Below are 25804 nucleotides of genomic sequence, written 5' to 3'. Positions count from 1 at the left end.
CGCATTATGTCCTTTGCGGTTGTAATGAAGTAAGTAATTGCAAACATTGTTGCAGCTGTTGTGCATCGAGCGACTGGGTGGCCCATGCCGCACTTTGTTTAAAACTTTCCAGTGCGTCTGCCAAAACCTGTTGGCCAGTGCTCGTCAGTTTAACCAGGCTGACGCGCGCATCACGGCTATTGGCCTGCTTCTCTACCAGCTTGATTTTTTCCATTGGCAATAGCAATCGGGTGACCCCCGACGCGCTGAGGTTGACCGCGTTGGCCAGCTCTATTCTGCGCAGGGTCAGGTTGGGAGACTGGCTAAGTCGGTACATCACCATTAACTCGGTGTAGTTAATGCCGTGAGTACTTAAACTGGACTCTATGGGTTTGAGCAAGTCGCTGTGAGTTTTGCACAGTACCATCACCAGTTGCATTGAGGGGCTTAAAGTTGACATGGAATTTCTCGATTAACAGATAGTTGCTTGCAATATAGTTGATCAATCAAGTATATTGCAAGTAATTATTTGTACTCAAGAAATAATCAACCTCAGATCGGGATAACAGAGCCAGCCGTCGGGATAATAGCTAATTTGGTAATTGTTGATAGATATGATCCAGACGCTGTCGATAATCCTGACAGTCGGTATCAGTAATTTGCTGTTGCTCAAGACCCTGTTTAATCATCGTAGCCTGTCTTTTTACAAAATCTAGATGTTCAGCATGTTTAGCCTGACGAACAATTTTGTCCAGCGATTCCAGCTGGCGAATCGAAATGGCCAGACAAGTTTGCGAGTACTGGCGAATTTGATCAAACGCGGCGTTACCTATGCCGCTAAAAGTGACGGATTTATACTGTAAACGCAGGGTGCCTTGTTGATCCAGATAGCCGCCTTGCGGAAAGGTTTTACTCGTGAGCAGGCATAAAGTGGCAGTGAGTTTGTCCACACAAGTGAGGGCTGAATACGGATCATTGATGCCGGGTGACAGTGCTCTTAGGGCAATCTCTACTAATTGATGGACCGCAAATTCGGGATCTTGAATAGGTGAACGCTTGGAGCCTAACGTCAGGCAGTTACGCAACTGGGCAGTTAACGCATTGTCAACAGGTTCATGGTGGTGCAAAGTAATCATCGGCATATCTTTGACTACAAAGTCACCTGCCTTGATCTTAATCTGGGCAACAGCATCGTGTTCACACATCAGTTTAATCAGTGCCTTAAAATCGATAGCCTGCAAATAACCGCTTGTTTCACTGATTATTTCGCTGTGGTGAGAGAAATGCTGAGTGCCATAGTCGTCATCAATGGCGGTATTGTGTAACTCAGAGGATGAATGAGAGGACGGAAACAGGCTCTCGACACTCTGTTCAAGCTCTTGGTATACATCATCAATTACATTATCGGCCTGAATAGAGTGAGCGACGTGATGGATGAAAAAGATAAGAAAAAACACACTGACCAAGGTGATAAACAAACACCACACAATAGACAGGCCGGGAACATAGTCAGCGTCGGCAAAGGCATCAATTGCCCGCACAATGGACAGGCAATAAACAAAATTGGCGATAAACAGACCCAACACAATCTGGGTGCCGCTGTCATTCATAAAGTTGCGGATCAGACGTGGGCCGAATTGTGATGACGCCAGTGTCAGGGCCACAATAGTGATAGAAAACGCAATACTGACCACTGTCATCATCGAGGCCGCGATGGTAGTTAACAGCTCTCTGGCTGCATCAGGCTTGATTTGGTAAACCTGATGCAGTGCGTCGAGCTGATTGAGCCCGCTGAAACGATCAATACAGATAAACAATACCGCCGCGACTAACGCAGATACCACCAACAAGCTGGGTATAAACCAGAAACTGGTCTTAATTTTGTCCAGGGCAGCAAGCAATTGGGTTCTTTTATTGTCTAGTAGGTTCACACTGCCTCTCTGCAAGCCAAAGGTCTGATCAACCGGGATAACTGGCAGACTAACATCATTTGTCTGCCAGTGGGAATGACACTATTTGTCCACCCCATAACATTTTCGGTATTTCCGGTTGAACCAGACAATCGCGGGTATCCCGATAGCGCCGGATAACCGGCATGGAATAATTTGTCCATTATTCATGACTTTTGGCCTATTCCCGAGCTTGGCATAACTGGCATAATAACCCCATGAAAAAATCACGCCGTATCCCTTATTCATCTTTACCTTTTCAGATAGAAGATCTGGTGGCTGTTATTACCATACTGCTGGTCGCGGCCGTTGCATTACAGCAAGTCAAACAAAGCAGCACAGCCGTTGTCACTGTTTTACTCATCGCTGGCTTTATGGTTTATCTGGCGAGTTTTCTTTATGCGACTCGTGGACCCGGTCGCTGGGTCTGGAGACCGGCACAAATTGTTGCGTTGATACTAATGGTAGCCGTCATATTTGGGCTGGTGTCATTGGTTCCGTTACTGTTTCTGACCATATTATTGATTATCTGGGTATCGGTACTGCCCTTTTATATGTCGGTACTGAAGTCCTTGGGTGTGATGCTGGTGGCAATAACGGTGTTTTTCAGTTTTTATGTCTGGCGCTGGCAAACCGGGCCACTTTGGATTACCGCGTTGTTATATGGCACCTTTCATTTATTTGCGATATTAATGACTTTTCAGGCCCGACGTGCAATGGAAAATGCCGAGCAAACACAACGTCTTAACCAGCAGCTATTGGCGACCCAGCATTTATTAACCCAAGCAGGCAAACAGAGTGAGCGTACCCGTATTGCGCGAGATCTGCACGATCTGGTCGGGCACCATTTGACCGCACTTATTATCAAACTGCAGGTATCATCACATCATTGCGAAGGCGAGGCCAGGCAACAGGTTGATGAGTGCCATAAGCTGGCCAAACTGCTGTTGAGTGATGTGCGTGACGCTGTGTCTACCTTGCGGGAAAGTCGTCAGCTGGATTTTGCTACTGGCTTGGAATTATTACTGGAACATGTACCACGCCTGCGTTTTCATCTGGATATTGATGCGGATATTGAGCTGGAAGATATCGAGCTGGCCAATTCGATTCTGTTTTGCATACAGGAAGCACTGACCAACTGCCTAAAACATACTAATGCGACCCGGTTTAATCTGGCGATGAGCCGCAACGCTGACCATTATCAGCTGATGGTCAGTGATAATGGTCATGCTATCCATCAGGATAAAATTACGTTCGGCAATGGTCTTAAAGGCATGCAAGAACGGTTAAATGCATTTTCGGCCAAGTTGAATATAGCGATTATCGATCATTGTCTTCATCTGGATATTCGTATTCCCCTCAGCTCCGGAGTCTTGTCAGTATGACAATCAAATTGTTGCTGGTTGATGATCAACAGTTACTCAGGGAGGGACTCAAAAGCCTGTTAAAACTGTCAGAGCAGCTGGAAGTGGTCGGGGAAGCCAGTGATGGAACACAGGTGATAGATGCGATTGCTACCTGTCGGCCCGATGTGGTCTTACTGGATATTTCAATGCCCAAAATGGATGGCATTGCAGTATTAAAACAGATGCGACAACAGCAGATTGCTGTGCCGACTCTAATTTTGACGACCTTTGATGATCATCAATATATTATCGACGGATTACAGGCTGGAGCGAAAGGCTATCTGCTCAAAGATGTCTCTCTGGACAGATTGGTCGATGCCATAGTTCAGGTGAATAATGGGCAGTCACTTCATCAGCCAGCATTAACCGAGACCCTGTTAACCAATCTGCAAAGCAACTCCGCCACAGAATTGACGGCAACCGAATCATTGACGGCGCGCGAACAGCAAGTGCTGGGGTTGATGGCGAGCGGTTGTTCTAACAAGGAAATTTCTCAGGTGCTATTTAAATCCGAAGGCACTATCAAAAATCATGTGTCCAATATTTTGGCAAAACTGGGGGTGCGTGATCGCACCCGGGCAGTATTATTGGCAATGGAAAAAGGATTATTGTGATAATCCACCTGTTTGAGCTTAACTCGAGTTCTGCTTAGCTTATCTGGATGGTTTTCCAGGCTAACAGTGATCCATCGGCATTTTGTTGAGTATCAAATTGATATTCTGCATAGTCGTTACCAAATACCGTGTCCCGGCTCAATGGGGTATCCTGGGTTCCCCTGTTCAAATAGTCGGGATGCGTGGTACAAATTTCATCGCAGAAGGCGTCAGTAAAACAAAACTGCGAAATTAACTGATCATTGTTATTGTTGCGGATCCGAAAATGAATATGAATACTGCGGCTTGAGTACCATCCGGGAAAACAGGACTTGAAGTTGACCCGGCCATTGTTGTCGGTGATTTGGGTTCCGCGGAACCATTTAGCCTGTAACGCCTCGTTATCGTTGCCGGTACAGAACCCGCTGGAGAAACGGTCACTGTCACGGCTATCGCTGGTATCGCCGGAATAGATGCCTTCCACGTCACAGTGCCAGACTTCAATTTCCAGTCCGGCCAGCGGATTGCATTGACTGTCAATCAAGCGCAAGCACAGCATCATCGGTAAACCGGTTTGCCCTTCGGAAATATCATCCTCACCATCGACGGCAAAATAGCAGGGCCCTTCGGTTTGGGTTCCGGTTAATGCCACCGTGCAGGCTGTTGCTGTGGTAAACAGGCTGTCATCCGGAAAGTTTTCGGTCATAGCCGCGGTGCCACCACTGGCCCAGGTGGTACTGTTACCAGTGACAGCTGTATTGTCACTGCTGTTATCGGTGCTGCTATTGCTGTTAGTTGCGGATTCAGTGCCGGAACCTCCGCACCCTATCAGGCCGAATAACGGACTGATAATAATACCTGCACCTAAGGTCTTGACTAATTTACGGCGACTGTTGTGTTGACTTGTCATATTTCACACATCCTGGAGTGAGTTAATTTGAGAAATAGGATGTGAGTTTAGGTATTTGGTTCGAGATGGACGGACTGTTTAGCCGCTTTTTACTCAATCTTTACCTGTCTTGAACTAATACTGACAAAGTTGACGGAGGTCAGTGAAAATAAGCCGGATCTGATCGATCCGGCGTTGTTATTCAATTAAAACGAATAAGACAGGTTGGCAGCAAACTGTCTGCCGGGTTCAGAATATCTGTCGATTCCGTCACCGGCAACGCCACCAAAAAAGCCGCCGCTACCTTCGCGAACATTGCGCACCCGTTGCCATAGAAGATACTTTTCATCAAACAGGTTAGTAATGCTGGCCCTGAGAGTTAGTGAATCCGTTACGTCATACCAGGCTGTCAAATCGACAATGCTGGCGGAATTGCTGTAATAGGTTGCACTAAAGCTTGGCTTTTCCTCTTTGCCTTCGATAAAACGGGCCATTGCCGATGCACCCCATGTCTGGTCAACTGAGTGGAAATTCAAACCGATAACAGTGCTATCGGGTGAGATACTTTCCAGCGGATCGCCCTTTTGATAGGAGCTTTCCACATAATTGTCGGCCAGATCCGGTGAATTGCGGTATTCACCTTCGCTGTGCGAATAAGCCAATGTGGCGGTCAGTTGTTGGGTTAAATGCCAGTCACCCTCAATTTCGAATCCGGTTACCTGAATTTTGCCGCTATTGGTTGGCACAGTATAATCGTCGCCGCTGACTTCAGTGACGGTCCAGCATGAATCGGGGAGGGCGGTAACCTGACAGGCGGGATCACGGAAATTGACGGTTGCGCTGGTGATTGGGGTATCAAACGTATTGGTATGATTGATATTGAGGATCATATTTTTATAGTCAGAACGAAATGCGGATATTTTTAACTGTGCCTCCTTTCCAACCCATTGATAGGCCAGTTCATAGTTTACGCCTTCCTCGGCTTCCAGATCCGGATTGGTGACGGTGTCCAGATCGCTTTCGGTACGGCCGGTGGGCACGTACGTTACGCCGCCAGTATCCGGATCAACCACTCTAACGCTTTCGCTAAACTGGCTGTTCAGGTTGGTGTTCAGATAAAGTTGTTGGGTGGTAGGAGCCTTAAAACCGGTGCCAACGCTGGCAATCAGGCTATGGCCGGTAGCAAATTCATAACTGGCGCTGAGCTGGCCGGTGACGGCTGAAAATTCGGCATCTTGCACCGTGTTGGCGGAGTCTTCAAAACTATCGTCGGTTTCCGGGGAATAACGGGTATTGTCGTAACGTAAACCGACTACAACGGTGAACTGCTCATTCAGTTGAATCAAATCACGGAAATAGACAGTCCAGTTATCATTGTCGGTTTTCGGTACCCAGGAAGGATCGATTTCGGGATAGCCCTCACGCAGGCCACTGTCTTTGTCCAGTCCGTTATAGCGAATGTCCTGTAGATGATTTTCAACCTCTCCCGTTTGTGAGATTAATCCGTAGGCCAGATCATGGCTGATATCGCCGTCTTTAACGTATTTGGTAAAATCCGCCGTAACGTTAACCAGCTTCTGGTTAAAGTGACGATCTTCCATTCTTAAATAAGCCGAGCCACCCGAAGCGTATGAAAATGCGGTCACTCCGGAGGTATAGATTTCCTGACGGTTCAGTTTTAACTCCAGCTCGTCAAAGACCTTATTGTTGGCCTGCCAGGTGTAGTTCAGTCCGACGCGCTCCCGGTTTGATTCGTCATCGGTATGAAAATCGTAGTAGGTGGCGGAATCACGCGAAAGCGGGGTGCCGGTGCTTTCATTGTCCATATCTTCATAAACCAGTTCCAGCCTGTGTTGGGGAGCAAACTGGTAAGCCAGTTTTAGCAATAAATTGGCTTTATCGCTGTCAAAGGGGTCGGCCTGCCCACGTTCGGCACCCACTATATCTGCACCATCGTCATGGGCTTGCGTTTCATTGCCATCGCGCAGGGTATAAATGGCTAATGTTTCAAAATTTCCGCTGCGATTAGCGAGTGATAGGGTGGTTGCGGTTTCCTGATTGCGACCATCATAGCCAATTTTAAATTTACCGCCGAAGCCGTCACCTACAGCAGGCAGGAAATCGCTGGCATCTTTGGTGGTGTACATAACGGCACCGCCTAACGCTCCGCTGCCGGCCAATACCGAATTGGCACCTTTGACGATTTCAACGGTTTTGACGCTTTCAATTTCCACTGCATTGCGGGTTGAACTATACATACCGTAGCGGCTATAGGTTAACGGATTCAGGCTTTCACCCTGAGACAGGCCATCAACAGTAATGGCCACCGCGTCACCTTCCATACCACGAATATTAAAGCCGTTATCAGCAAAACGGTTGCCGGTGTTATTCACCTCAACTCCGGGGATATAACGCGCGGTATCGTTGATGTCGGTGATCATTTGCTCATCAACCTGCTCTGCTGTTAGGCTTTGCTTATTTTCTAGTGTGACTTGTTTTTCTGCCTTGGCAACCGCGACAGGCAGCGTATCCTGAGCCTGAATTGAGGGGCTGAGCAGTGCTGCGATGGAAAGCGCAAGAATGGAAGGTGAAACTGTCATTATTGTGTCCTTAGTTATTAATATAAATGCAAATGATTCGTATTTAATTGGTTTATTTGAACGATACCCCTCTATATTCAATAAGTTACAGATTGAGAATAATGGGTTGGGGGGGGCAGTTCTGTTGGTTACCTGATCAAATGTAATGCTACTGCACCTATTTCGCCCTGAGCGGGCAAGTTCAGATCCAGAGTGGCATTGTCCAGATTAAAGTTAATGCTTTGGTAGTCGTGTCCGCCTTCTTCTCTGGCGGCTTCAATATGTAATTGGTACTCAGATCCGCTTAACGGATATCCCGCATCATCCAGGCCATTCCAGAGCAGGTTGTACTTACCCGGACGTCGAGTAGGACGGGCGAGCCCATCCAGCAAGTCCGGATTTCTGCGGCCCACTTTTCGCCACCAACGGCTATTTTCACGTGCCCAGCGACTGTTTTCGCCCAGCACTAGCAGGTTTTTGATCGGCTTGTTGTGATTGTCGGTAATCCATAACGCCATATAGGGTTTATGATATTCCAGCGTTTTGATATCCGGGATCTGATAGTCAATACGCAAGGTTGGCAGTTGAGTCGATGCAGTTTGCTGATTATCAAGCGAAAGGTATTGCACCCAGTGATCGGAGCTGATATTGGTGCCATCAGCCAACATAATCAAGGCTTCCACACCGTCGAGGGAATTCACCCAGTCAAGCCCCTGCATCGCAGGTTGCGTGCTTAATGCGGTTGCGACGGCATCGGCAGTCGTGGCATCGTTGGCTATCACAACTGCCGAAGGGGCATTATCCATCGGCCAGCCATCTTTCGGTGTCAGAATATGGCTAAAACGGCGACGTTGGATCTCGAAAAAACGGCTATTATGACCACTGGATGCAATAGCTTTAGAGGCCAGTTGTACTGACATACTATTTATTTGTCCGCTATTGTCGTCATTGAGCCTATTGGGGGTGGCAATGGCCACATTCCAGCTAGAACTGGCGGCTGAGTGGCCCCAGTAATAGGCGTCTCCGCCGATATCCAATTTTAGTCCCTGCATTTCGGGTAATAATTGACGTAAATAATCACTGGCCTTATCGATAATATAACCCTTAGCTAATCCCGACGGAGCAAGTGCAATATGTTCGCCAAGATCAATACCTTGAAGCTCGGTGTCGACCTTTAAGGTCTGCCGATCAATATCGCGAGCCTGATACCTCACTGCCACTCTATCCGGCACCTGTTGCAGCTGCTCAGCCTGTTGCCATAGTTGTTCGAGATTGCCCATGCGACAGCTAAAAGCATGCTGTGACGATTCACGCCATTGTTCACATAAACTAACTACCTGGATCAATTCTTCGGCCAGTCCCTGTGCCTGTTTTGAATGATTCAACTGGCTAATTTGGCTGTCGGATTGCCAGGTGGACAGAATGTTTTCAAGGCGTTTTATTTCGTGCAAGGTTTTGTCTAGTGCCTGCTCTGCCTTGTCATCACTTACTCCAATGATTCGCACATCTAGCGAGGTGCCTAATACATTGTCATAATGTGCGGTATATCCGGGCTGGTCAGCCACTGCGCTCATGGAGGCTGCAGCGATACCGAGCAGTAGCACTAGGCTTATGTTTTTTGGTATTTTCATCAGGACTTGCTACTTACCGGTGTTGTTGGCTTTGTCGTCTTTTGCGTACCGACGTTGTTCTGGCTCGGGGTCAAGCATGCTGACTACGCCATCCTGATTGGTATCCCAACGGTTAAAACTGCGATGACCAGATAACTGATACTCTGCAAAGGTCATACCGCCATTTTTATCCTTGTCCAGAATATTAAAACGCACATAGGTTTGTTTGATGGCACCTTTGCGGGTGCGGGCAATCTGTTGATCCAGTCGGTTTTCATATTCAAACAAGTATTCCTGCTGACTTAACCAGCCATTTTTATCTTCATCGGTAAGGTCAAAGTCGTTACGACGGCGTTGGTCAAACTCGGCTCTGCTGATAATGCCGTCTTGATCGCTATCATATTTACTGAAAAAACCGTTGCTGCTGTGGGTAGAGGGCATGCGCAACAATCGTTTAGCTCGTTGTAAAGCCAGTTGCTTTTCATCCTCTATCTGCTGAGCTGTTTGCAGCTCTTCATTTGGTTTTTGGGCGTTGGGGCGGGATTTGGGTGGCTCGTCCTTGTTGATCACGTTGTCCTGATTGCCGTCATAATGAGTAAAGCTGCGTTCGCCAGACGCTTGATACTCTGACCATTCAACGCGGCCATTGTCATTTTTATCGAGGGATTTAAAACGCACGACAGTCTGTTTGACCTGATTCAAACGGTCTTCAGCGAGTTGCTTGTCCATCCTGTTCTGGTATTCAAATACATATTCATTTTCGTCCACCAGACCGTTGTGATCCTCATCAGTAAGGTCAAAACGCTGTTTTCTGGCTTGGTCAAATTCAGTGAGTGCTAACTCACCATTGTTATCCAAATCATACTGATTAAGGTAAACCAATTTATTGTGCGATGCGGCGAGGGTGCCGGATGAAATGGTTAATAACAGCGTGCTAAAAACCGGGATAAAAAGTTGAGTATTCATATGATGGCCTATTATTCTGCGGCTTCTAAAACAAGGGTATAGGTGTTGCTGATCTCCGGTGCATCCGAGCCTGCCGGAGCCTTGCTGCGATGCCTTGCTCTCAACAGATAGTTACCCGCTTGTTTTGGGGTAAAACTGAACTCTCCTTTACTGTCACTTTCGGTAGTTAACAACGGCTTTTCATCACTAAACTGATTATTGGCAAGAAAGATATCGATTTTTAGACGAGCTAAAGGATCACCCTCAAATTGGCTGCGTAATTTAATTGATTCACCCACAAATAAATCGTTCGGATGAGTTAGGGCGACAAACTCCAATCCTTGGTTATAGGCAACTAATGCCCCTTTATCTGGCGCACCTTTAGTGACATAAGTTTCGGCCATTGTGTCAGACTGGAAAAACGACAACAGCTTACCTCCTGCAGGAACCGGATCTTGTGGATTTTCCAGCGATTTCCTTTCGCCATCAATTTCATAGATCTTGAATACTCGGCCAAGGCGTCTGCCGGTACTAAAACGGTAGGTACCGTCATCCGAGATTTTATGTTCAACGGCAGTACGCAGATTTAACTTCATAATGGTATCAGGCGTAATGCTGTGACTTTGTGGCGTAACGATGTGAAAAATACTGTCGTTAAAGGCCACTTCCGGCACAAAGAACTTTTCTGCAAAGGAGGCATCCAGACTGACGATACCTTTTTTTGAAACCTCAAAACTGGAAGGATAAAGGTATGGAGTGTGGGCGTAAGAAGTTCTACTGCTGATGACTGTGAATATTGTTACAGCACAAAGCAGAATTTTTTGTAATTGCATTATCGATCCCGTTGGTAAAAGTTAGTGATTAAGATAAATGATAATCAATATTATATGCAAATGAGATCTATTCGCAATTGATCTTTTGAAATTAATTCACCATCACGGAAAATCCAACATAGCTAGGCACAAAAATAGCGTTATCGGCAGGCGCGACTTACCCCGAGTTGAGGTTATATAACCTGGACTCTGGATAAGAAATGTCGTTTTTATTTGAAATACGTCTTATGTTTTAAAGGGTTATAGTAATTTCAACTATTGTTCGAGAGAAGATAAAGGTACAGTGCAGGAAGATTTGTTCAGATAAAGGCGTTCGCCAAGTGGTTCAGTTATTCGAAACCCTTTGCGAACAATGCATCGCTGGGCAAATATGGCTGTGCTGTAGGGCGTTGCTTATCCAGGGCTGAGGTTAAGCTAACGTTGAAATAATCACGACAATAGGTGAAACAAGCGCTTTGACTTATCCCGTTGCAGACTTTTAACCCGTGCTATAGGTTAGTTGCGAAACTGTGACATCTTGTTCCACAAATTCTGATGTTTGGCATCGGAGAAATATTCATACGGATGCCAGCAGCGTGGCACCAGATCCTGATTTTTGCGCTCTTCAAAATTGGATACCAGCTTGCTAAGTATCTCCAATAACCGTTCCGGACTGACCTTTTCAAAGGCTTTACGTGCCGGTTCAAAATACAGATTATTGGATTTACTGATCACATAGTCCGGGCAATTGGAATTGTAGGACAAATTCCGGGTTACGCAGCGCGAAATCGGCTCGTCAGGATTGGCCGGGTATAAACGGGTAACAATGGCATATTCATATTTGTCGATATCGCGCTTGTCCGAATCTTTGGGAATAAACGCAATGCCATAGCCTTGGGGAAATATACCTGTGACTTGTAGCAATGCCTCGGTAACAGTCGGGCTGAACATGCCCTGTTCGGCACCTTTACGCAGCATTTGGCCGACTTTGGGCATTACCGCAATGGGTTGGTTGGTTTTAGTCGACATCACCACTGACGCATAGACCTGAGGAATTTTAAGAATGTTGCCGATACCGTTTTGTGGTTTTAGCGAGCTTTTAAGCAGCTTTAAGCCAAACTCCAGTTTGGCTTTTTCCAGTTTGTTAAACTCCTCGCGTTCGGTTAACGAATTGCCAGTGTATTTATCCGTGCCTATACCGTTTTTAAAGTAACTTAGTGCCTGCTGAAAGGTAATTTTAAGCAGCTTGTTGCGATCATCCCGTTCCAGTACCCGAAATTCATCTGCCTGTCCGTCTTCACCTTTAAGCAGCTTTTGTGCATCGGGATGCATACGTCCGATATCCTGAATCAACGCTGCCATAATCAGCGGAATTTTGACATTCTGGCGAAAGGATTCCTGGCTGGTCAAATCTTCCGGTTCGATGGCACTTTGCTCGCTATCCTTCACTGCGAATCGGGTGACATGGGGATCGATAATATTTTGGGTAAAGACAAGTCTATCCAGCAACCGCACAGATAACGCTGCTTTGTACATATGTTTGGAAAACATATTAAGCTGCGGGACTTTGCGACCACTTTCGGGTGTGATCATCAGCATGGTACCGAGCATACGCGCCGTTTTGTCATTATTGTCGGCAAAATCGTCGCCTTCGATCAGATCAACAATCTCGACACAGATCTGTTTTAAATGGCGATGCCTGACCAGCCGCTCTTCGTCCAGCTTTTTATTAAACACCTTTAACTGTGACTGGCTGACTTTGATCCTTTCACTGAGTAATTTCTTGTCGCTTTGGCTACCAGATTCCGTCAGTTTCTTCTCGCTAGCTTTTATTTCCAGCATCAGGCTGCTGCGCTTTTCCTGATCTATCGCTGCCTGTTCAAAGTAACCTGTTGCCTGCTCATAAACAGAATCGCTGACGGGACTGAGATCATGGATCCTGTTAATTAAGCTTTTGATTGTGCGGATATAACTTGACTCTTTGACCACCGGCCGTGTTCTCCCAATAAGCCGTTTTATTAGAGGCTGTTTATCTTTCATATTCACCACTGTTGAGAAATGAAAATTTCTCAATCGAGGAGTAAACAACGTAGTTTAGTCATCTAAATCAGTCTGTTTATAGCAAACAGTGAGGGATTTTCAGACTCAACCCGGAGGGCTGGGGCTATTTTTCCTCCTCACTGCGTTATCAAACACTTAAAGAGAACCACTCTTCGCACGTTTTCTGCCTTGTGAGAAGAAAAAATAGCCGCCAGCAGTGGCGAATATGAAAGATAGGCAGCCTCTTGTTCGACCTTAACCCCTTGAATTATTGTTTAAATTAACAGGAATGCAGAGCTCTTGTCGTTAAATATTTGTAATCCGGTACAAAAATAGCGACATTCGGGGCCTGGTCTATCCAACTTTAGATAGTGCCATTCACAATCGGCTCAAATGCGGTCAGGCTGTCCATTAAGGCGGCGTTACCTAAACCGTGTTGCGGGAACAGACGGCTAAACTGTCCTTGTTCACCATGTAATGCCATGTAATTCAGCAGTATGGTTTCAACCAGCAAGTTGACGTTATTGGCGGCCGGTGTCGAGGCTGTTTCCACCGATGCGTCAGCACGCATATAGCCTATTTGTTGATGCATGGCTTGCTGATCGGCGTTGGCACCTAACAGTTGTATCGTTCCGTTCGGGTTATACACCATAAAGAAAGAAGCGGCAGTTGAGGAATTGTCTCCGGTCCACACGCCTTTACCCCGACCATTGACTGAATCATCAATCATGCCGTTGCTGGCCACCGATCCGTCACTACACACATACATCATGAGCGGAACGCCTACTCGAGCCGCGTATTCCAGACAAGCACCCATGCATCGTCCGGCGCGTAAATCACGGATTTCGCCGGTTGAACGATCACCGGTATGGTAGTCAAATCCACCCATGGTAATAGTGCCGGCGCCGGCAAAACCGTTGATCACCAGTTTCATTACCGAGGCGGTTTTACGAAACTCGCCGTCGTTGGCAAATTCATCTTCGCTAAAAATACCGCCAGTCCCTACCAGTAAAGGATCAAGCTGTGGATTGAGAGTGGAAGGATCACCAAAACGATCGGCGATATCGGCGCTTTTAACATAACCGCAGCGCACCAGATCTTTCAGTACATCATCAGTACTGATTTGGGTGTCTATCTTGCCCAGTTTCATGTCGCTGATCCGCTGGATGGATTCCATCACTGCCACTGAATCCTGCTGACTGAGCAGACCGATTAAATCGCCGGTGTCGACCAGACCAGTCACATCTGACGGGCGATCTACCTTGGTTGGACGTTTACTTTGGTCAATCATCATCGCGGGAGCCATGGAGTTGCCGCCTGATTCAGAGCTTTGTGAGCCTATTAAGGTTAATAGTGACCCGTCCGCACCGACTTTATTGATACCATACATAGGATTATGCGGATTGTTACCGGTGTCGTTTTCGGAACGGGCAGGAATAACGGCGCCGTTAATATTGGCGCGATTCATTGGCGAAATACGTTCCAACATACCACGCAAGAACGCACTGTCACTGTGAAAGGCCAGTCCCAGTTCGGTATTGATAAAATCACTTAGACCGCTTTGCGGATTCATAATCGACGGCACCATGTCGCCGGGTAAACCCAGTTTGTTGTAACCTGCGGTACTGAGAAAATCCAGTTGGCCACCCCGTTTCCCCACCAATACGTTAGAACCGGAAATATTTGCGCCACCGGCTAAATCAAACACAATAAACGGGATCTTTCCGGCCCCCTGAGTGGCAATACCACAGCGATCTTTTAGTGCTTCCAAATCGGCGGAAAGCGCCGCATTAGCAGCGCGAGGGTTGGCAAATAAACTTAACGCCGAGCCCGCAGTCAGCGTAGCCATACCGGCACAAAATCCCTGGGCGATAAATTCGCGACGCGTCAGTGGACGACGGTGATCCTGATGATAAAGCGGTTTATCAGCACAGGATTGGGCGGCTTTGTTAAGCTTGTGTAGGCGTCTTGTCATAATCTAAGGTCCTGAGCATTAATTTATTGCAATAGTAATGTGGCGCTACCCAATACCGCCGCACAGGTACCTTTAGCCACCGTGCGGGTATAGCTGGTATCGCAGGTTTTACCGGCATCGCATTGGGTTAGTCTGTCGATCAGGTTATTGAGCTCGGCGCGCAGTTCAGCAAAGGTGGGCTGGGTAGACAAATTCTCACCCACCATTCCCTTCAACAAGGGATCGAGCAGCAAGTTTCTGTCCTGACTGGCAAATGCACTGCTGGCTGGCTGACTAAAATCAAAACCGCTGAAAAAGCTCGCGCGCAAGTTGTCATTTTCAATAAGTTGGTCGCAATATTTAATCGCCAACTGGGTAACGGCCATCTGATTGGCCGCCACAAAACTGCCTAACCGGGTGACACTGGGCAGTTGTTGTTGTAACTCATTATAAGCGGACTGAATTGCTGGATTGGTTATCGGCACGCCCGTGGTGGCTGACATTGACACATTTATTTCGGCAAAGTGACGGATCCCGACCCGGGCCTGAGGCGCAAGATCTTGTGGTACTGCTGCGGCCGGAGGTTCAGCGTCTACTCGCACGTCGCTGTGGTCGGCTAATTGCTCAAAAGTCAGAAAAAACTCGTCGATTTGCGCGCCCTTTTCCAGCGCCACCAAAGTGCCCTGGCGGGACAGGGACTGACCCGATTCGCTGTTGTAATGACTGGCATCCAGTTCCAGATCCAGATTGGCGAAGGCTTGCCCTACTTCCGGTTCGCGTCCATTGATCCCAATGCGTAATCCCTGTAACGGAATCGCTTGCGGCAACTGGCTGTCGTCCAGACTAATAAAGAATGGTGAGCTAAATAGATAGCTGTAATTATCAAACTGGCTGACTTCAAACACCACGTAGCTTTGTGGCAACTGAATAATATCGCTGATGCCAAATAGCAGGAAAAACTTCTGGCCGACGCCGACCGCAAAATTCTGTTTGATCTGGGCATTTGTTAATACGCGGTTGTGGATGGCCACCATACGAATATTACCTGCCCAGGGACGATCGCCTGATACTTCATTACCCAATACCAGGGCGAAACTGCTATCCCATTCGTTCAGATTGCCCACCTCGACAGGATCGGTATCACCGCTAAATTCGCCGTTAACATAGATCTGTCTGCCGTTGACCGGATCGAAATTAACCACCACATGTTGCAAGCTGGCCTGTAACCGTTGATCGGCATCGGCGGTGGAAAGGGTAGGCTCGCCATTACCATCAGTTTCACTGGTTCTAAGCAAATGGTCATAGTTATACAGGGTTTGCCCAAGCATAAAATTACGCTTATCCGTCCCCCCGGAGTAGCTGATAATACGCGCTGGCCCTTCCTGGGTGACATTGGCGGGTACCACCCAGGCTTCGATGGAATATTCGCCAGTTGCGGTAATCAAATCATGCAGCTTTTTGCTATTGGCGGTAGACCCCTGGGCTTTACCATTTTGTAACTGAATACCCCAACCACCGACCCAGCTAACGTCACCGTTCAAGGTTAAATCCAGTGCCGGTTCTACGCCGCTGGTATCAAAAGCGGTGACGCCGGAACCGGTTTTAAATTCCCACTTGGCAATGACCGCATTTTCGAATCGTCCTCCGCTACTGGCCAAGGTACCGTCAGTCAAGCTGAGAGCTTTACTGGTGACCAGGTTGTCTGGTAGTTGGGTTATGTCGATTTGGTCAGCCATATTCTGGATGGCAGCCCGAAGTTTTTCTGCATCACTGCTGCAATCTGACCAACAGTTATGGAACTCATTAGCCAGTCGCAACACAAAACGGGAATTTAGCGGATCATCCAGATTGATTTTGGATTTTGCCGCCTGATAAGCCTCATTGATGTCACTACTGGCGAAATAGGGCGCAATGGGAATAGTTGCTGTGCTGGTATGGCAATCAACACAAAAATTCTGCAACAGCGGATAAACCGTATCGGCAAATAATGTGGCCTGGGAGGGGAAGTTTTTACTGGCTCCAGGTGTTTTTTCCTGGGGAGCTTGTAACTGGATTACATTACTTTGCTGTTCGGTATTGGCCCAGTTACCGATCCAGGTAACCAGAATATCCACGCAGGCCTGATCACTGCTTAGCCAGCAATTATGACCGCCAGCGACTTTGTTGACCAACAGGGATTGATCCGGTTCCTGCAGATTAACTAACGGATTCATCTCGCTATAGGCCAGATTAATATCATCATTGCGGGCAAAGGCAGGAGACTGATTCTGCTGAATATGGCAGCCGCCACAGCGATCAGCAGCAGCCAGATTATCCCACAGGCTAATTTTAAACTGTTGAATATCATCGGTACTGGCAGGGGGACCGGCGTAATTAATGGGTCCTTGATCGACCGGAGGTGGAGCTGGGGTTGGGGTGACTTCGGTGGAACTGCCGCCACATCCACTCAGCCATAAAGCCAGCAAGCTAAGCAGTACGGTTTTGAGCCAATAAGCCATAGATAAACGGATCATGATCAGCTGCCTTTACAATAATTAGCGGATTCGGCAAACACCCGTTTAAGTTGGTAACTAGCAGTTTTAAAATCATTCACCATCATTTCAACCTGACTGCGGTCTGCATCATCTTCAGGATTGCGCAGGCACACGTTGCTAAATACTTTTTTGACCTGACATTGCGCGAAAGCATCACTATTCGCGAGCTCTTCGCCCATACTCTTGGCTCCTGTTCCACTGCCGGACAATTGAGCTGACCAGCCCAGATTGGCGTTTTTACCCGCGCGCCAGTAATTTTCCCAGCTGTCATCCTGGGTGATATAGCCATGAACAAAGTTATTACTGTTAATCAGGTACTTAGCCTGTACGCGGCTGCCTGTTTGGGGATCGAGCTGATCCTGTGCATGGTATTCAAGTGCGCCGTTTTCGGGATCATCCTGATAGGCAAAGTTGTAGTAGGCGAAAGACTGTGCCAGCGGATCCATCCCTGCATGGCAGCCGACACAGGCGTTCATAAAAATTCGGCTGTCACCACCGGGGCTGCGGCTGACGTCCTGGCGGATCCGATCCGGATTGCGACTGGTATCTTTCAAGGCTTCCAGATCGGTGCATAAATGGTTAATCAGGGTAAAACGGAACATCGCTCTATTGGTACCATCAATGAAAAACGCTTTGGCAGCTGCCCGGGTCGTCAGTACTCCCGCCGTTGCCTCTGCGGGTAATCCCGTCACGGCAGATTGGGTGCTGGCCACCAGATCCTGACTGAGATCGATATCCCGCTGTTCGATAGCCTGATAATGGGCGTTACTATTATTTGCATAAGAAGGTAATCCCAGGGCACTGTCGGCCACATACAAAATGTCGCCACTGAGTATTTGCCGAAAATCAATATCGTCGCGCATGATGCCGATTACTGTCGCGGTATAGTCATTCAAAGGCTGGAATACATCGCCACTTTCGTTGGTCCAGGGGGTGATCCAGTTCTTCAGGGTGACGGAGTAAAAGGCCGGATTTTCCATCGCCAGATAGGCGGCTGCGTTGGTATCACCCTGCTCGATTAAATCGGTCATCTGGCTTAGTACGGTGTCACTGGGCGGAATGCCGACCAGCCGGTCATGCATTTGTCTGGCCTGTTCTCTGGAACCCGCTGTGGAAGTGGCGGAAATCCCGAGCAATATCAGTATAGTCAGGATCCTGGCTAGTGCTCTGTATGGGTAACCTGATGCCAAAATATAGCTTGAACCTTTCAAATGCATACTCCCGTCAGGGGTTGTGTGTTTTTCATTTTCAGCCTTTTATTAAGAATGGAATAAGTCAAAAAATAAATATAATTAAACAGGACTGAGTTTAAATTCTAATACCTAACAACAAAGGGAGTGAATTAACGATATTCAATCTATTATGCTGTTATGTTTTTGTCAGGTATTAAATTGAACAGGTTTATCAGCGGAGATTTTTATTAAATTCAAAAATAAACCGGAAAGGGCGTTAGCAATTTATATTCCATTCATACAAATACTGCTTTGACGTTCATTATCAATAATTAAATGTCAATAATTTGTCTGCAATTAGAGACATAATTGTGGCGAACTAAGCCAAGAATCTTCTTTTCTGTTCACTCACTATCTAAATATTTAACAAAAACAAAAAGATGAATGCATGACGAAGTTTTAATTTTGTGTAGCCAATAAACGACAGTGGTTATTTATACTTGATAAACCAAAATTATTTTCAATTTTATCAATTAATTTAAGCTGTTATAAATGTGAAAGGTATTAATTGTTATTCCTGATGTTTAATTGTGATCTTGTCCGAATTAATTTTGAATGGAAGTATATTATAGGTTTTGTATGATTCAGTGGACACTATTAGTGGCTGGAATAGCTTGCTAGGCTAGTTACCCGCGACGACGTCATTCCACATTGATCAGTTTCTTGACAGGCAACGTTTATTAAAATGTACCAGAAAATATTATCTCTATTGCTGATGACATTAGGCCTGTCTGCCTGTGGTGGCGAACAACTGACTGACAACAATCAGAGCGCTGATCCTGTGGTGGTCGATATTCCGCTGGCGTTTATCAAGCGCAACCTGCCGGTTGATCAAAATGGTATATTGATCGAGCAGGACTTGCGTCAACCCAACCAGTTCATCCCGGGAGCAGCACTGTATATCAAACAGCGCGCCTCATCGTCCGCCGCAGAGATTAATATTACCGATCGTGCCTTTACTCAGCAAGGTGAAGGTGCGGCACAGCAACAACCTCCCTTATACGATGTGAAAGACTTGCAGGCATCATACGATGGAAGCCGGCTGTTATTCGCTATGCGTGCGCCGCAAATTGAAGATGCTGATGATGATGAACAACCCAGCTGGAATATCTGGCAATACGATATCAGTACGGATGCACTGACTCGGATCATTGCATCGGATATTGTGGCTGAAGCGGGTCAGGATGTGGCACCGGCTTATTTGCCCGATGGTCGCATCGTGTTCAGTTCTACCCGTCAGCAAGATAATCAAGCCATTCTGCTGGACGAGGGAAAACCCCAGTATCAGGCGGTGGAGGAAAGTCGCCGTGAAACGGCCTCGGTGCTGCATGTGATGAATGCCGACGGTAGTGATATTCAGCAAATCTCCTTTAACCAGAGCCATGATCTGGATCCTGTGGTACTGAGTAACGGTAAAATTTTGTTTAGTCGCTGGGATCAAATGGGCGGTAACAAGGGCATTCACTTTTACCAGGTCAATCCCGATGGTAGTCAGCTAGAAATACTCTACGGACGGCATAGTCATGAGCAACCTCCACGTCCCCAAACTGTTCACTTTGTCAAAGCCAAACAATTACCGGATGGACGCATTTTGACCGCTATGCGCGGTTTCGATAATGATAAGCTTGGTGGAGACTATAATGCCATCGATGTGCAAAATTTTACCGACAGGGATCAGCTTGCGGCCAATGGCAACGGCAGTGTGGCACAACAGTCTATCCTGTTCGACAATGTTACCGTTGATGGCAGTATTTCACCCGGAGGGCAGTTTGCCTCGGTGTCTCCGCTATGGGATGGCAGTCAGCGCATGCTGTTCAGCTGGAGTCAATGCCGGGTTTACGATCCGGATCAGCAAGTGAGCGAGGGCGAAGCCAGAATTATTTTGCCCTGTAATGATGAACTATTGGCTGATGAAACCATTCAACCTGCGCCTCTGTTGTACGGATTGTGGATGTACGACCCGCAGCAAAATACCCAATTGGCGTTAACCGTATCAGAGGAAGGAATTGCCTATACTGAAGTGGTGGCGATGGAGCAACGTCCTTATCCGGCCGATGCGGCACAGGGTGAACATTTTGATGCCACATTGGCAGAACAGGATTTGGCTATTATCCATATTCGTAGCGTATATGATCTTGGCGGACAAGATAGTTCACCCACAGGTATTGCCAATTTAGCCGATCCGCTGCAATTTACCCCTTCACAGCGTCCGGCACGATTTCTACGGGTTATCAAAGCCGTGTCGATTCCCGACCAGGATACCCGCGAGTTTAGCGGTTCGGCCTTTGGCGTCAACGCCAGTCAATTGATGCGCGAAATTATCGGTTATGTACCCATTGAGCCGGACGGTTCAGCCAAGTTTGAAGTGCCGGCAAGAGTGCCGTTGGCGCTGAGCATTGTGGATCAGAACGGACGACGTATTGGCGAGCGGCATCAAAACTGGTTACAGGCAATGCCGGGTGAAGTTAAGACCTGTCGTGGTTGTCATAGCCGGGATAGTGAGCAGCCGCACGGGCGTCTGGATGCAGAAGCCGATTCAATCAACTCTGGTGCACAAAGTACCGGTATGCCTTTCCCTAATACTAATCCTGCGCTGTTCGCCGATATGGGTGAAACCATGGCTGAAGTGGCCAGCCGTATTAAGGGTATCAACTATCCCTCGGCAGATATCCGTTTTAGTGATATCTGGACCGATCCGGGATTGCAAGATGTGTCGCCAGGGTTTGAATACGCCTATGCTGATCTGAATTCTGCCACTCCGATTAGTAACGCTTGCGCCACACAATGGAATAATTTGTGTCGAATAGTGATTAATTATCCGCAGCATATTCAGCCACTGTTTATGCTGGACAGACCGGTGCTGGCCGACGACGGGGTCACAGAACTGGATAATCACCGCTGCGTTAACTGCCATTCCCCCAGCGATGCTGCGGAACAGTTGCAGATTCCTGCCGCTCAACTGGATTTACGCGATGTTCCTTCCAATGACGACGCTGCATTACTCATGAGTTACGGTGAATTACTGGCCACCGATAATGAACAGGAAATTATTGACGGCGCCTTGATTGACCGGTTAATTCCAGTCGTTGACAACAATGGCAACCCGGTATTTGAAACCGATGAAGAAGGTGAGTTGATTGTGGATGCCGAAGGTAACCCCGTGCCTGTTATGACCACAGTTCAGGTGGCAGCATCAATGTCTTCTACCGGCGCTAATAGCAGCAGGTTCTTTTCACGCTTTGATGCCGGCGGTAGTCACGCAGGTTGGCTAACTACCGCCGAACTAAAACTGTTGGCCGAATGGCTGGATATTGGAGCGCAGTACTACAATAACCCCTTTGATGCGCCGCAGGATTAAGGGAAAGGAATGAAAACAGGTTCGGGTTTGCTGTTGTTGTGCATGTTGCTACTCATTAGCAAACTTGCGGTTGCCGAAGATGAGTATGTGTCAGTGCAGGTGGCAGAACCTTTTATTGAATTACACAGCGGTCCGGCACAGGGATATCCGGTGTTTCATGTGGTTGAAAAAGGTCGCTGGATTTGGGTGCTTAAGCGTCACACCGACTGGTTTAAGGTCAGGACGGATAAAGGTATTGAAGGCTGGGTCGATCAGGCGGCTCTGCATCTGACCCTGGATCAGCAAGGTGAGCCGGTATCGTTGTTTGACGGCAGTTTTGACAGTTATCAGCAACGTCGTTTTGAGTTGGGTGTTATGGGGGGCGTGCTGGAAAGTGTACCGGCATTAAGCGTAGTGGGGGGCTGGCAATTAACCGACAATATCAGTACCCAGTTAAGTTACAGTCAGGCGTTGGGGGATTTTTCCGAAAACCAGTTATTACTGCTCAGCGTACGTGTTTACCCTTTTCCGGAATGGCGAATATCGCCGTTTTTTAGTCTTGGCACCGGTAGGCTGAAAACCACGCCAAGGGCAAACCTGGTGCAATCTGGGGCGGAAACCCGCAACAGCGACCTGGCCAGTGCCGCCATTGGAAGTCGCTTTTATCTGGCGAGAAATTTTGTATTGAATCTGCAATATCAACACCTGCTGGCATTGACCGACAGGGACAGCAACGAGGAACTGGAACAATGGCAACTGGGATTTATCGTTTTTTTCTGATTTTGGCCTTGTGCACCTGCGGTATGACAGTGCAGGCGCAACAGCAGGAACAGTCAGTGGGTGACATTATCCAGCCGGATATTGAGCGAAAGGATATCCATGAAGCCAATATCGACAGCGAAGATTTTGAAATCGGACTGTTTGCCGGGGTGATAGCGATTGAGGATTTTTCATCGGATACGGTGGTGGGGGCTCGTTTGGCCTATCACATCAGCGAAGATTTTTTTGTGGAAGGCACATACGGCCAAGCCACTGCCGGGCAAACCAGTTATGAAATTCTCAGCGGCGGTGCGCCTTTTCTGACGGAGGAAGAGCGTAAGTATCGTTATTACGATCTGTCTATTGGGTACAACCTTAATGGTGAAGTGTTTTTGAGTCGTGATCGGGTGTTTAACTCGGCAACCTATTTTAGTCTCGGTGCCGGTAGTACCAAATTTGGCGGCGACGAGCGCTTTACACTGGTGCTGGGAGCCGGTTATCGGCTGCTGCTGACCGACTATTTTGCTGTACATGTTGATGTGCGTGACCATATTTTTGACAGTGAACTGATAGGCGAAGAAAAAGCCACCCACAATATCGAATACGGCTTAAGCGCCACTTTCTTTTTCTAGCTAAACAAGCAGCGCAACCAGGAGTAATCATATGAAATTGACAAAATACAGCCAAGTCATGCTGGCCGGTCTGCTGATACTGTGGGTAAGTGCTACTGCAAAGGCGGAAACGGTTCAGGCAACCGACTTCACCTTAAAAAGTCAGTCTGGTGACAATCTGCGTCTGGCTGAAATGCGTGGCAATATTGTGCTGATCAATTTCTGGGCATCGTGGTGTGCACCCTGTCGCAAGGAACTGCCCTATCTGGAGGAAATTCAGCAGGAATTTCAGGATCTTGGATTTACTGTGTTGGCAGTCAATATTGATGAAGATTCGGCCAAGGCGAATAATCTGCTAAGTGATATTCCGGTCAGTTTTCCGGTGGTACTGGACCCGACCGGCAAGGTCAGCAAGCTATATGAGGTTGCCGCAATGCCCACTACGGTTTTTATTGATCGAGATGGTAACCAGCGACTGATCCATCCGGGTTATAAACAAGGCGATGAGCAAAAGTATCGCAAAATAATTAAAACGCTAATTCGCGAATAAGGAAGGTTGTTAATCAGGTAAAAAGTATGAAAGTAAAAGTGACGTTAATCCTTGTGACATTGGTGCTATTGAGTGGTTGTCAGAGTATTGAACCCTGGGTAAAACCCTATGAGCGCAATAATCTGGCCGATCCGGTAATGAGCCTGAATCGTAATCCGGTCGCCAGTAGCTATATGCACCACGTGTATCAGGCTCGTGAAGGCGCGCGCGGCGCAGAAGGTGGTGCGGGAGGTGGTTGTGGCTGCAATTGATCATCATCGTTACCGGACTTTTTTAAAGGAATTACGCGCCCAACGACGTGACTGGGGATACTGGCCAGGCATGATTATCCGCACCGCACTGGTTTGCGTATTGCTGTTTGCTATCGATATGGAAGTGGATGCGGCGGTGTTACCTCAAGATCGCGCCGATGCCATGCATCATTCCTATCAGGGCGGCGGAATTTCTATTGACGGCCCCTCCATTTTGTTGAGAAAAAGTATTGGCGATAGCCTGTCGGTGTCAGCCAATTATTATGTGGACAGTATTTCCGGTGCTTCCATAGACGTGATGGCGACGGCCAGTCCTTATCAGGAAGAGCGCACCGAACACAGTGTCGGGATCGATTATCTGCACAACAAGACCCTGATCAGTGCTAATTTTACCAATAGTTCGGAAAATGATTTTGAGGCCAAATCAGTGCATTTGGGTATTCAGCAAGATTTCTTCGGGGATTTAACCACCTTGTCACTGGGGTACTCCAAAGGCTGGGATGAGGTGGGCAAAACCGGTGATGATTTTTTTAGTCAAACCGCCGACCGTTATAACTATCAGTTGGGTCTGACCCAGGTGGCCACTAAAAACCTGATCCTGGGTCTTAATCTGGAAAGTATCTCCGATCAGGGGTATCTGAATAACCCTTACCGTTCGATACGTTTTGTCGATCCCGATGCGGCACTGGGCTACCGCTTTGAAACCGAGCAATATCCCGACAGCCGCACCAGTAACGCAGTGGCGTTAACCGCCAATTACTATCTGCCTTACCGCGCTTCAGTTTATGGCGAGTACCGACGGTTTAGCGATACCTGGGGGATTGATGCCAACACCGTCAAACTGGGCTATGTGCATACCTTTGGTAACGACTGGTTGCTGGATGTGCGGCTTAGAAGCTACCAGCAGGATAAAGCCGATTTTTATCAGGATTTGTTTGCCCGCAGTAACGAATTTAATTTTATGGCGCGCGACAAGGAGCTTAGTACCTTTTCCAACTTGTCCGCCGGAGTGAGTCTGAGTTACGAATTCCAGTTTTCCCCGCAGGCAATGTTAAAAAAGAGTTCGGTCAATCTGGAATTTGATCACATCCGTTTCGAGTATGATGATTTTCGTGATGTCACAGTGGGTGGCGAGGTAGGGCTGGAGCCTTTATATGCCTTTTCAGCCAACGTATCCCGGTTCTACCTGTCGGTATGGTTTTAAGTGAGTATAAACATGTTGAAAACAACCATTATTAATCTGCTGCTCTTTTGTTGGGCGAGTATCAGCTGTGTCCAGGCACAAGAACTGTCGCCTCCAACCGCGGATAATGATGCGCCGCAATCGATAGAACAGCAGGTACAGGATCTGAAAAAGGAAGTGATTGCGCTGAACCGTGACTTGTTTATTCTCGAGGAAGACTTATTGTTTCCCTCCAGCACGCAGCTGGTGGTGTATGTGGCGATGGATATGGGCAGTTATTTCAAGCTGGACGCCGTAGAGCTAAAAATTGATGACGAAACAGTAAGTCAGTACTTGTATACCCAACGCCAGGTAAGTGCGCTTTATCGCGGTGGCGTTCAGCGCCTGTATATCGGCAATATCAGTCAGGGCGATCATCAGATTAGCGCCTTTTTTACCGGTATCGGCCCGCAAGACAGACCTTACAAGCGAGCGGTTAGCGGCACCTTCAATAAAGATAGTGATGCCAAGGCATTACAGCTCAATATTGTTGATTCAAGTTCCAAGCAACAACCAGAATTTACCCTGACAGAGTTATAGGTTTACTTGTTA

Annotated in this window: 20 protein-coding genes; 9 read left to right on the top strand and 11 right to left on the bottom strand. The window is 47.5% G+C overall.

Annotated elements, in window-relative coordinates; all coding sequences use genetic code 11:
* Nucleotides 1–4: 4 nt before the first annotated feature.
* Entirely contained in the window at nucleotides 5–439 is a 435-nt protein-coding gene (locus tag V1467_RS17065; protein WP_416306177.1) for a MarR family winged helix-turn-helix transcriptional regulator, read from the bottom strand.
* A 130-nt stretch (nucleotides 440–569) separates the two neighbouring features.
* Nucleotides 570–1910, bottom strand: a complete 1341-nt coding sequence (locus tag V1467_RS17060; RefSeq protein WP_416306176.1) for a DUF2254 domain-containing protein — start codon at nucleotides 1908–1910, stop codon at nucleotides 570–572.
* A gap of 236 nt (nucleotides 1911–2146) precedes the next feature.
* On the opposite strand from V1467_RS17060, the gene V1467_RS17055 reads away from it, so the two are divergent.
* Nucleotides 2147–3313 carry a sensor histidine kinase gene (locus V1467_RS17055; protein ID WP_416306175.1) on the top strand — a complete coding sequence of 389 codons (1167 nt, stop codon included), beginning with the start codon at nucleotides 2147–2149 and terminating at the stop codon, nucleotides 3311–3313.
* Nucleotides 3310–3948, top strand: coding sequence for a response regulator (locus V1467_RS17050; protein WP_416306174.1), 639 nt, complete (start codon nucleotides 3310–3312; stop codon nucleotides 3946–3948). Before V1467_RS17055 ends, V1467_RS17050 begins: the two co-directional genes overlap by 4 nt.
* 34 nt (nucleotides 3949–3982) lie before the next feature.
* Here the strand turns inward: V1467_RS17050 and V1467_RS17045 are convergent, their stop codons facing one another.
* The 9 genes from V1467_RS17045 to V1467_RS17005 form a co-directional block, all read right to left on the bottom strand.
* Nucleotides 3983–4837 (bottom strand): intradiol ring-cleavage dioxygenase, encoded by an 855-nt coding sequence (locus V1467_RS17045; RefSeq protein WP_416306173.1) that lies wholly within the window; start codon nucleotides 4835–4837, stop codon nucleotides 3983–3985.
* 185 nt (nucleotides 4838–5022) lie between these two features.
* Nucleotides 5023–7416, bottom strand: a complete 2394-nt coding sequence (locus V1467_RS17040; RefSeq protein WP_416306172.1) for a TonB-dependent hemoglobin/transferrin/lactoferrin family receptor — start codon at nucleotides 7414–7416, stop codon at nucleotides 5023–5025.
* A gap of 128 nt (nucleotides 7417–7544) precedes the next feature.
* Entirely contained in the window at nucleotides 7545–9026 is a 1482-nt protein-coding gene (locus V1467_RS17035; protein WP_416306171.1) for a DUF2271 domain-containing protein, read from the bottom strand.
* A gap of 9 nt (nucleotides 9027–9035) precedes the next feature.
* Nucleotides 9036–9971 (bottom strand): hypothetical protein, encoded by a 936-nt coding sequence (locus V1467_RS17030; protein ID WP_416306170.1) that lies wholly within the window; start codon nucleotides 9969–9971, stop codon nucleotides 9036–9038.
* A gap of 11 nt (nucleotides 9972–9982) precedes the next feature.
* A complete protein-coding gene (locus tag V1467_RS17025) occupies nucleotides 9983–10783 on the bottom strand; it encodes a DUF4198 domain-containing protein (RefSeq protein WP_416306169.1) in 801 nt (266 codons plus the stop codon).
* 495 nt (nucleotides 10784–11278) lie between these two features.
* The gene (locus tag V1467_RS17020) at nucleotides 11279–12751 is read right to left on the bottom strand and encodes a hypothetical protein (protein WP_416306168.1); all 1473 of its coding nucleotides are present in this window, start codon (nucleotides 12749–12751) and stop codon (nucleotides 11279–11281) included.
* A 415-nt stretch (nucleotides 12752–13166) separates the two neighbouring features.
* The gene (locus V1467_RS17015) at nucleotides 13167–14777 is read right to left on the bottom strand and encodes a hypothetical protein (protein ID WP_416306167.1); all 1611 of its coding nucleotides are present in this window, start codon (nucleotides 14775–14777) and stop codon (nucleotides 13167–13169) included.
* A gap of 23 nt (nucleotides 14778–14800) precedes the next feature.
* On the bottom strand, nucleotides 14801–17269 hold the full coding sequence (locus V1467_RS17010) for a LamG domain-containing protein (RefSeq protein WP_416306166.1): 2469 nt from the start codon (nucleotides 17267–17269) through the stop codon (nucleotides 14801–14803).
* Between the two features lie 2 nt (nucleotides 17270–17271).
* Nucleotides 17272–18501: a hypothetical protein gene (locus tag V1467_RS17005; protein WP_416306165.1), complete on the bottom strand. Its 1230-nt coding sequence runs from the start codon at nucleotides 18499–18501 to the stop codon at nucleotides 17272–17274.
* Between the two features lie 706 nt (nucleotides 18502–19207).
* On the opposite strand from V1467_RS17005, the gene V1467_RS17000 reads away from it, so the two are divergent.
* The 7 genes from V1467_RS17000 to V1467_RS16970 are packed head-to-tail and all read left to right on the top strand — an operon-like array spanning nucleotide 19208 to nucleotide 25792.
* The gene (locus tag V1467_RS17000) at nucleotides 19208–21880 is read left to right on the top strand and encodes a hypothetical protein (RefSeq protein ID WP_416306164.1); all 2673 of its coding nucleotides are present in this window, start codon (nucleotides 19208–19210) and stop codon (nucleotides 21878–21880) included.
* A 9-nt stretch (nucleotides 21881–21889) separates the two neighbouring features.
* On the top strand, nucleotides 21890–22639 hold the full coding sequence (locus V1467_RS16995) for an SH3 domain-containing protein (protein ID WP_416306163.1): 750 nt from the start codon (nucleotides 21890–21892) through the stop codon (nucleotides 22637–22639).
* Nucleotides 22609–23250 (top strand): outer membrane beta-barrel domain-containing protein, encoded by a 642-nt coding sequence (locus V1467_RS16990; protein WP_416306162.1) that lies wholly within the window; start codon nucleotides 22609–22611, stop codon nucleotides 23248–23250. Before V1467_RS16995 ends, V1467_RS16990 begins: the two co-directional genes overlap by 31 nt.
* Nucleotides 23251–23281: 31 nt before the next feature.
* Nucleotides 23282–23779 (top strand): TlpA disulfide reductase family protein, encoded by a 498-nt coding sequence (locus V1467_RS16985; protein ID WP_416306161.1) that lies wholly within the window; start codon nucleotides 23282–23284, stop codon nucleotides 23777–23779.
* Between the two features lie 26 nt (nucleotides 23780–23805).
* On the top strand, nucleotides 23806–24030 hold the full coding sequence (locus V1467_RS16980) for a DUF4266 domain-containing protein (RefSeq protein ID WP_416306160.1): 225 nt from the start codon (nucleotides 23806–23808) through the stop codon (nucleotides 24028–24030).
* Nucleotides 24017–25234, top strand: coding sequence for a DUF3570 domain-containing protein (locus V1467_RS16975; protein WP_416306159.1), 1218 nt, complete (start codon nucleotides 24017–24019; stop codon nucleotides 25232–25234). The genes V1467_RS16980 and V1467_RS16975 overlap by 14 nt, the downstream gene beginning before the upstream one ends.
* A gap of 12 nt (nucleotides 25235–25246) precedes the next feature.
* Nucleotides 25247–25792 carry a hypothetical protein gene (locus tag V1467_RS16970; protein ID WP_416306158.1) on the top strand — a complete coding sequence of 182 codons (546 nt, stop codon included), beginning with the start codon at nucleotides 25247–25249 and terminating at the stop codon, nucleotides 25790–25792.
* The last annotated feature ends 12 nt before the right edge of the window (nucleotides 25793–25804 follow it).

Origin of the sequence: Neptunicella plasticusilytica (assembly GCF_047922965.1) — a bacterium.
GTDB lineage: Bacteria > Pseudomonadota > Gammaproteobacteria > Enterobacterales > Alteromonadaceae > Neptunicella > Neptunicella plasticusilytica.
Note: the sequence above shows the minus strand (reverse complement) of the source record. Positions and strands in the feature narration are given on the sequence as shown.

Coding starts and splice junctions, on each gene's coding strand:
- V1467_RS17065 (WP_416306177.1), bottom strand. CDS start 439: ATGTCAACTTTAAGCCCCTCAATGCAACTGGTGATGGTACTGTGCAAA.
- V1467_RS17055 (WP_416306175.1), top strand. CDS start 2,147: ATGAAAAAATCACGCCGTATCCCTTATTCATCTTTACCTTTTCAGATA.
- V1467_RS17050 (WP_416306174.1), top strand. CDS start 3,310: ATGACAATCAAATTGTTGCTGGTTGATGATCAACAGTTACTCAGGGAG.
- V1467_RS17045 (WP_416306173.1), bottom strand. CDS start 4,837: ATGACAAGTCAACACAACAGTCGCCGTAAATTAGTCAAGACCTTAGGT.
- V1467_RS17040 (WP_416306172.1), bottom strand. CDS start 7,416: ATGACAGTTTCACCTTCCATTCTTGCGCTTTCCATCGCAGCACTGCTC.
- V1467_RS17035 (WP_416306171.1), bottom strand. CDS start 9,026: ATGAAAATACCAAAAAACATAAGCCTAGTGCTACTGCTCGGTATCGCT.
- V1467_RS17030 (WP_416306170.1), bottom strand. CDS start 9,971: ATGAATACTCAACTTTTTATCCCGGTTTTTAGCACGCTGTTATTAACC.
- V1467_RS17025 (WP_416306169.1), bottom strand. CDS start 10,783: ATGCAATTACAAAAAATTCTGCTTTGTGCTGTAACAATATTCACAGTC.
- V1467_RS17015 (WP_416306167.1), bottom strand. CDS start 14,777: ATGACAAGACGCCTACACAAGCTTAACAAAGCCGCCCAATCCTGTGCT.
- V1467_RS17010 (WP_416306166.1), bottom strand. CDS start 17,269: ATGATCCGTTTATCTATGGCTTATTGGCTCAAAACCGTACTGCTTAGC.
- V1467_RS17000 (WP_416306164.1), top strand. CDS start 19,208: ATGTACCAGAAAATATTATCTCTATTGCTGATGACATTAGGCCTGTCT.
- V1467_RS16995 (WP_416306163.1), top strand. CDS start 21,890: ATGAAAACAGGTTCGGGTTTGCTGTTGTTGTGCATGTTGCTACTCATT.
- V1467_RS16990 (WP_416306162.1), top strand. CDS start 22,609: ATGGCAACTGGGATTTATCGTTTTTTTCTGATTTTGGCCTTGTGCACC.
- V1467_RS16985 (WP_416306161.1), top strand. CDS start 23,282: ATGAAATTGACAAAATACAGCCAAGTCATGCTGGCCGGTCTGCTGATA.
- V1467_RS16980 (WP_416306160.1), top strand. CDS start 23,806: ATGAAAGTAAAAGTGACGTTAATCCTTGTGACATTGGTGCTATTGAGT.
- V1467_RS16970 (WP_416306158.1), top strand. CDS start 25,247: ATGTTGAAAACAACCATTATTAATCTGCTGCTCTTTTGTTGGGCGAGT.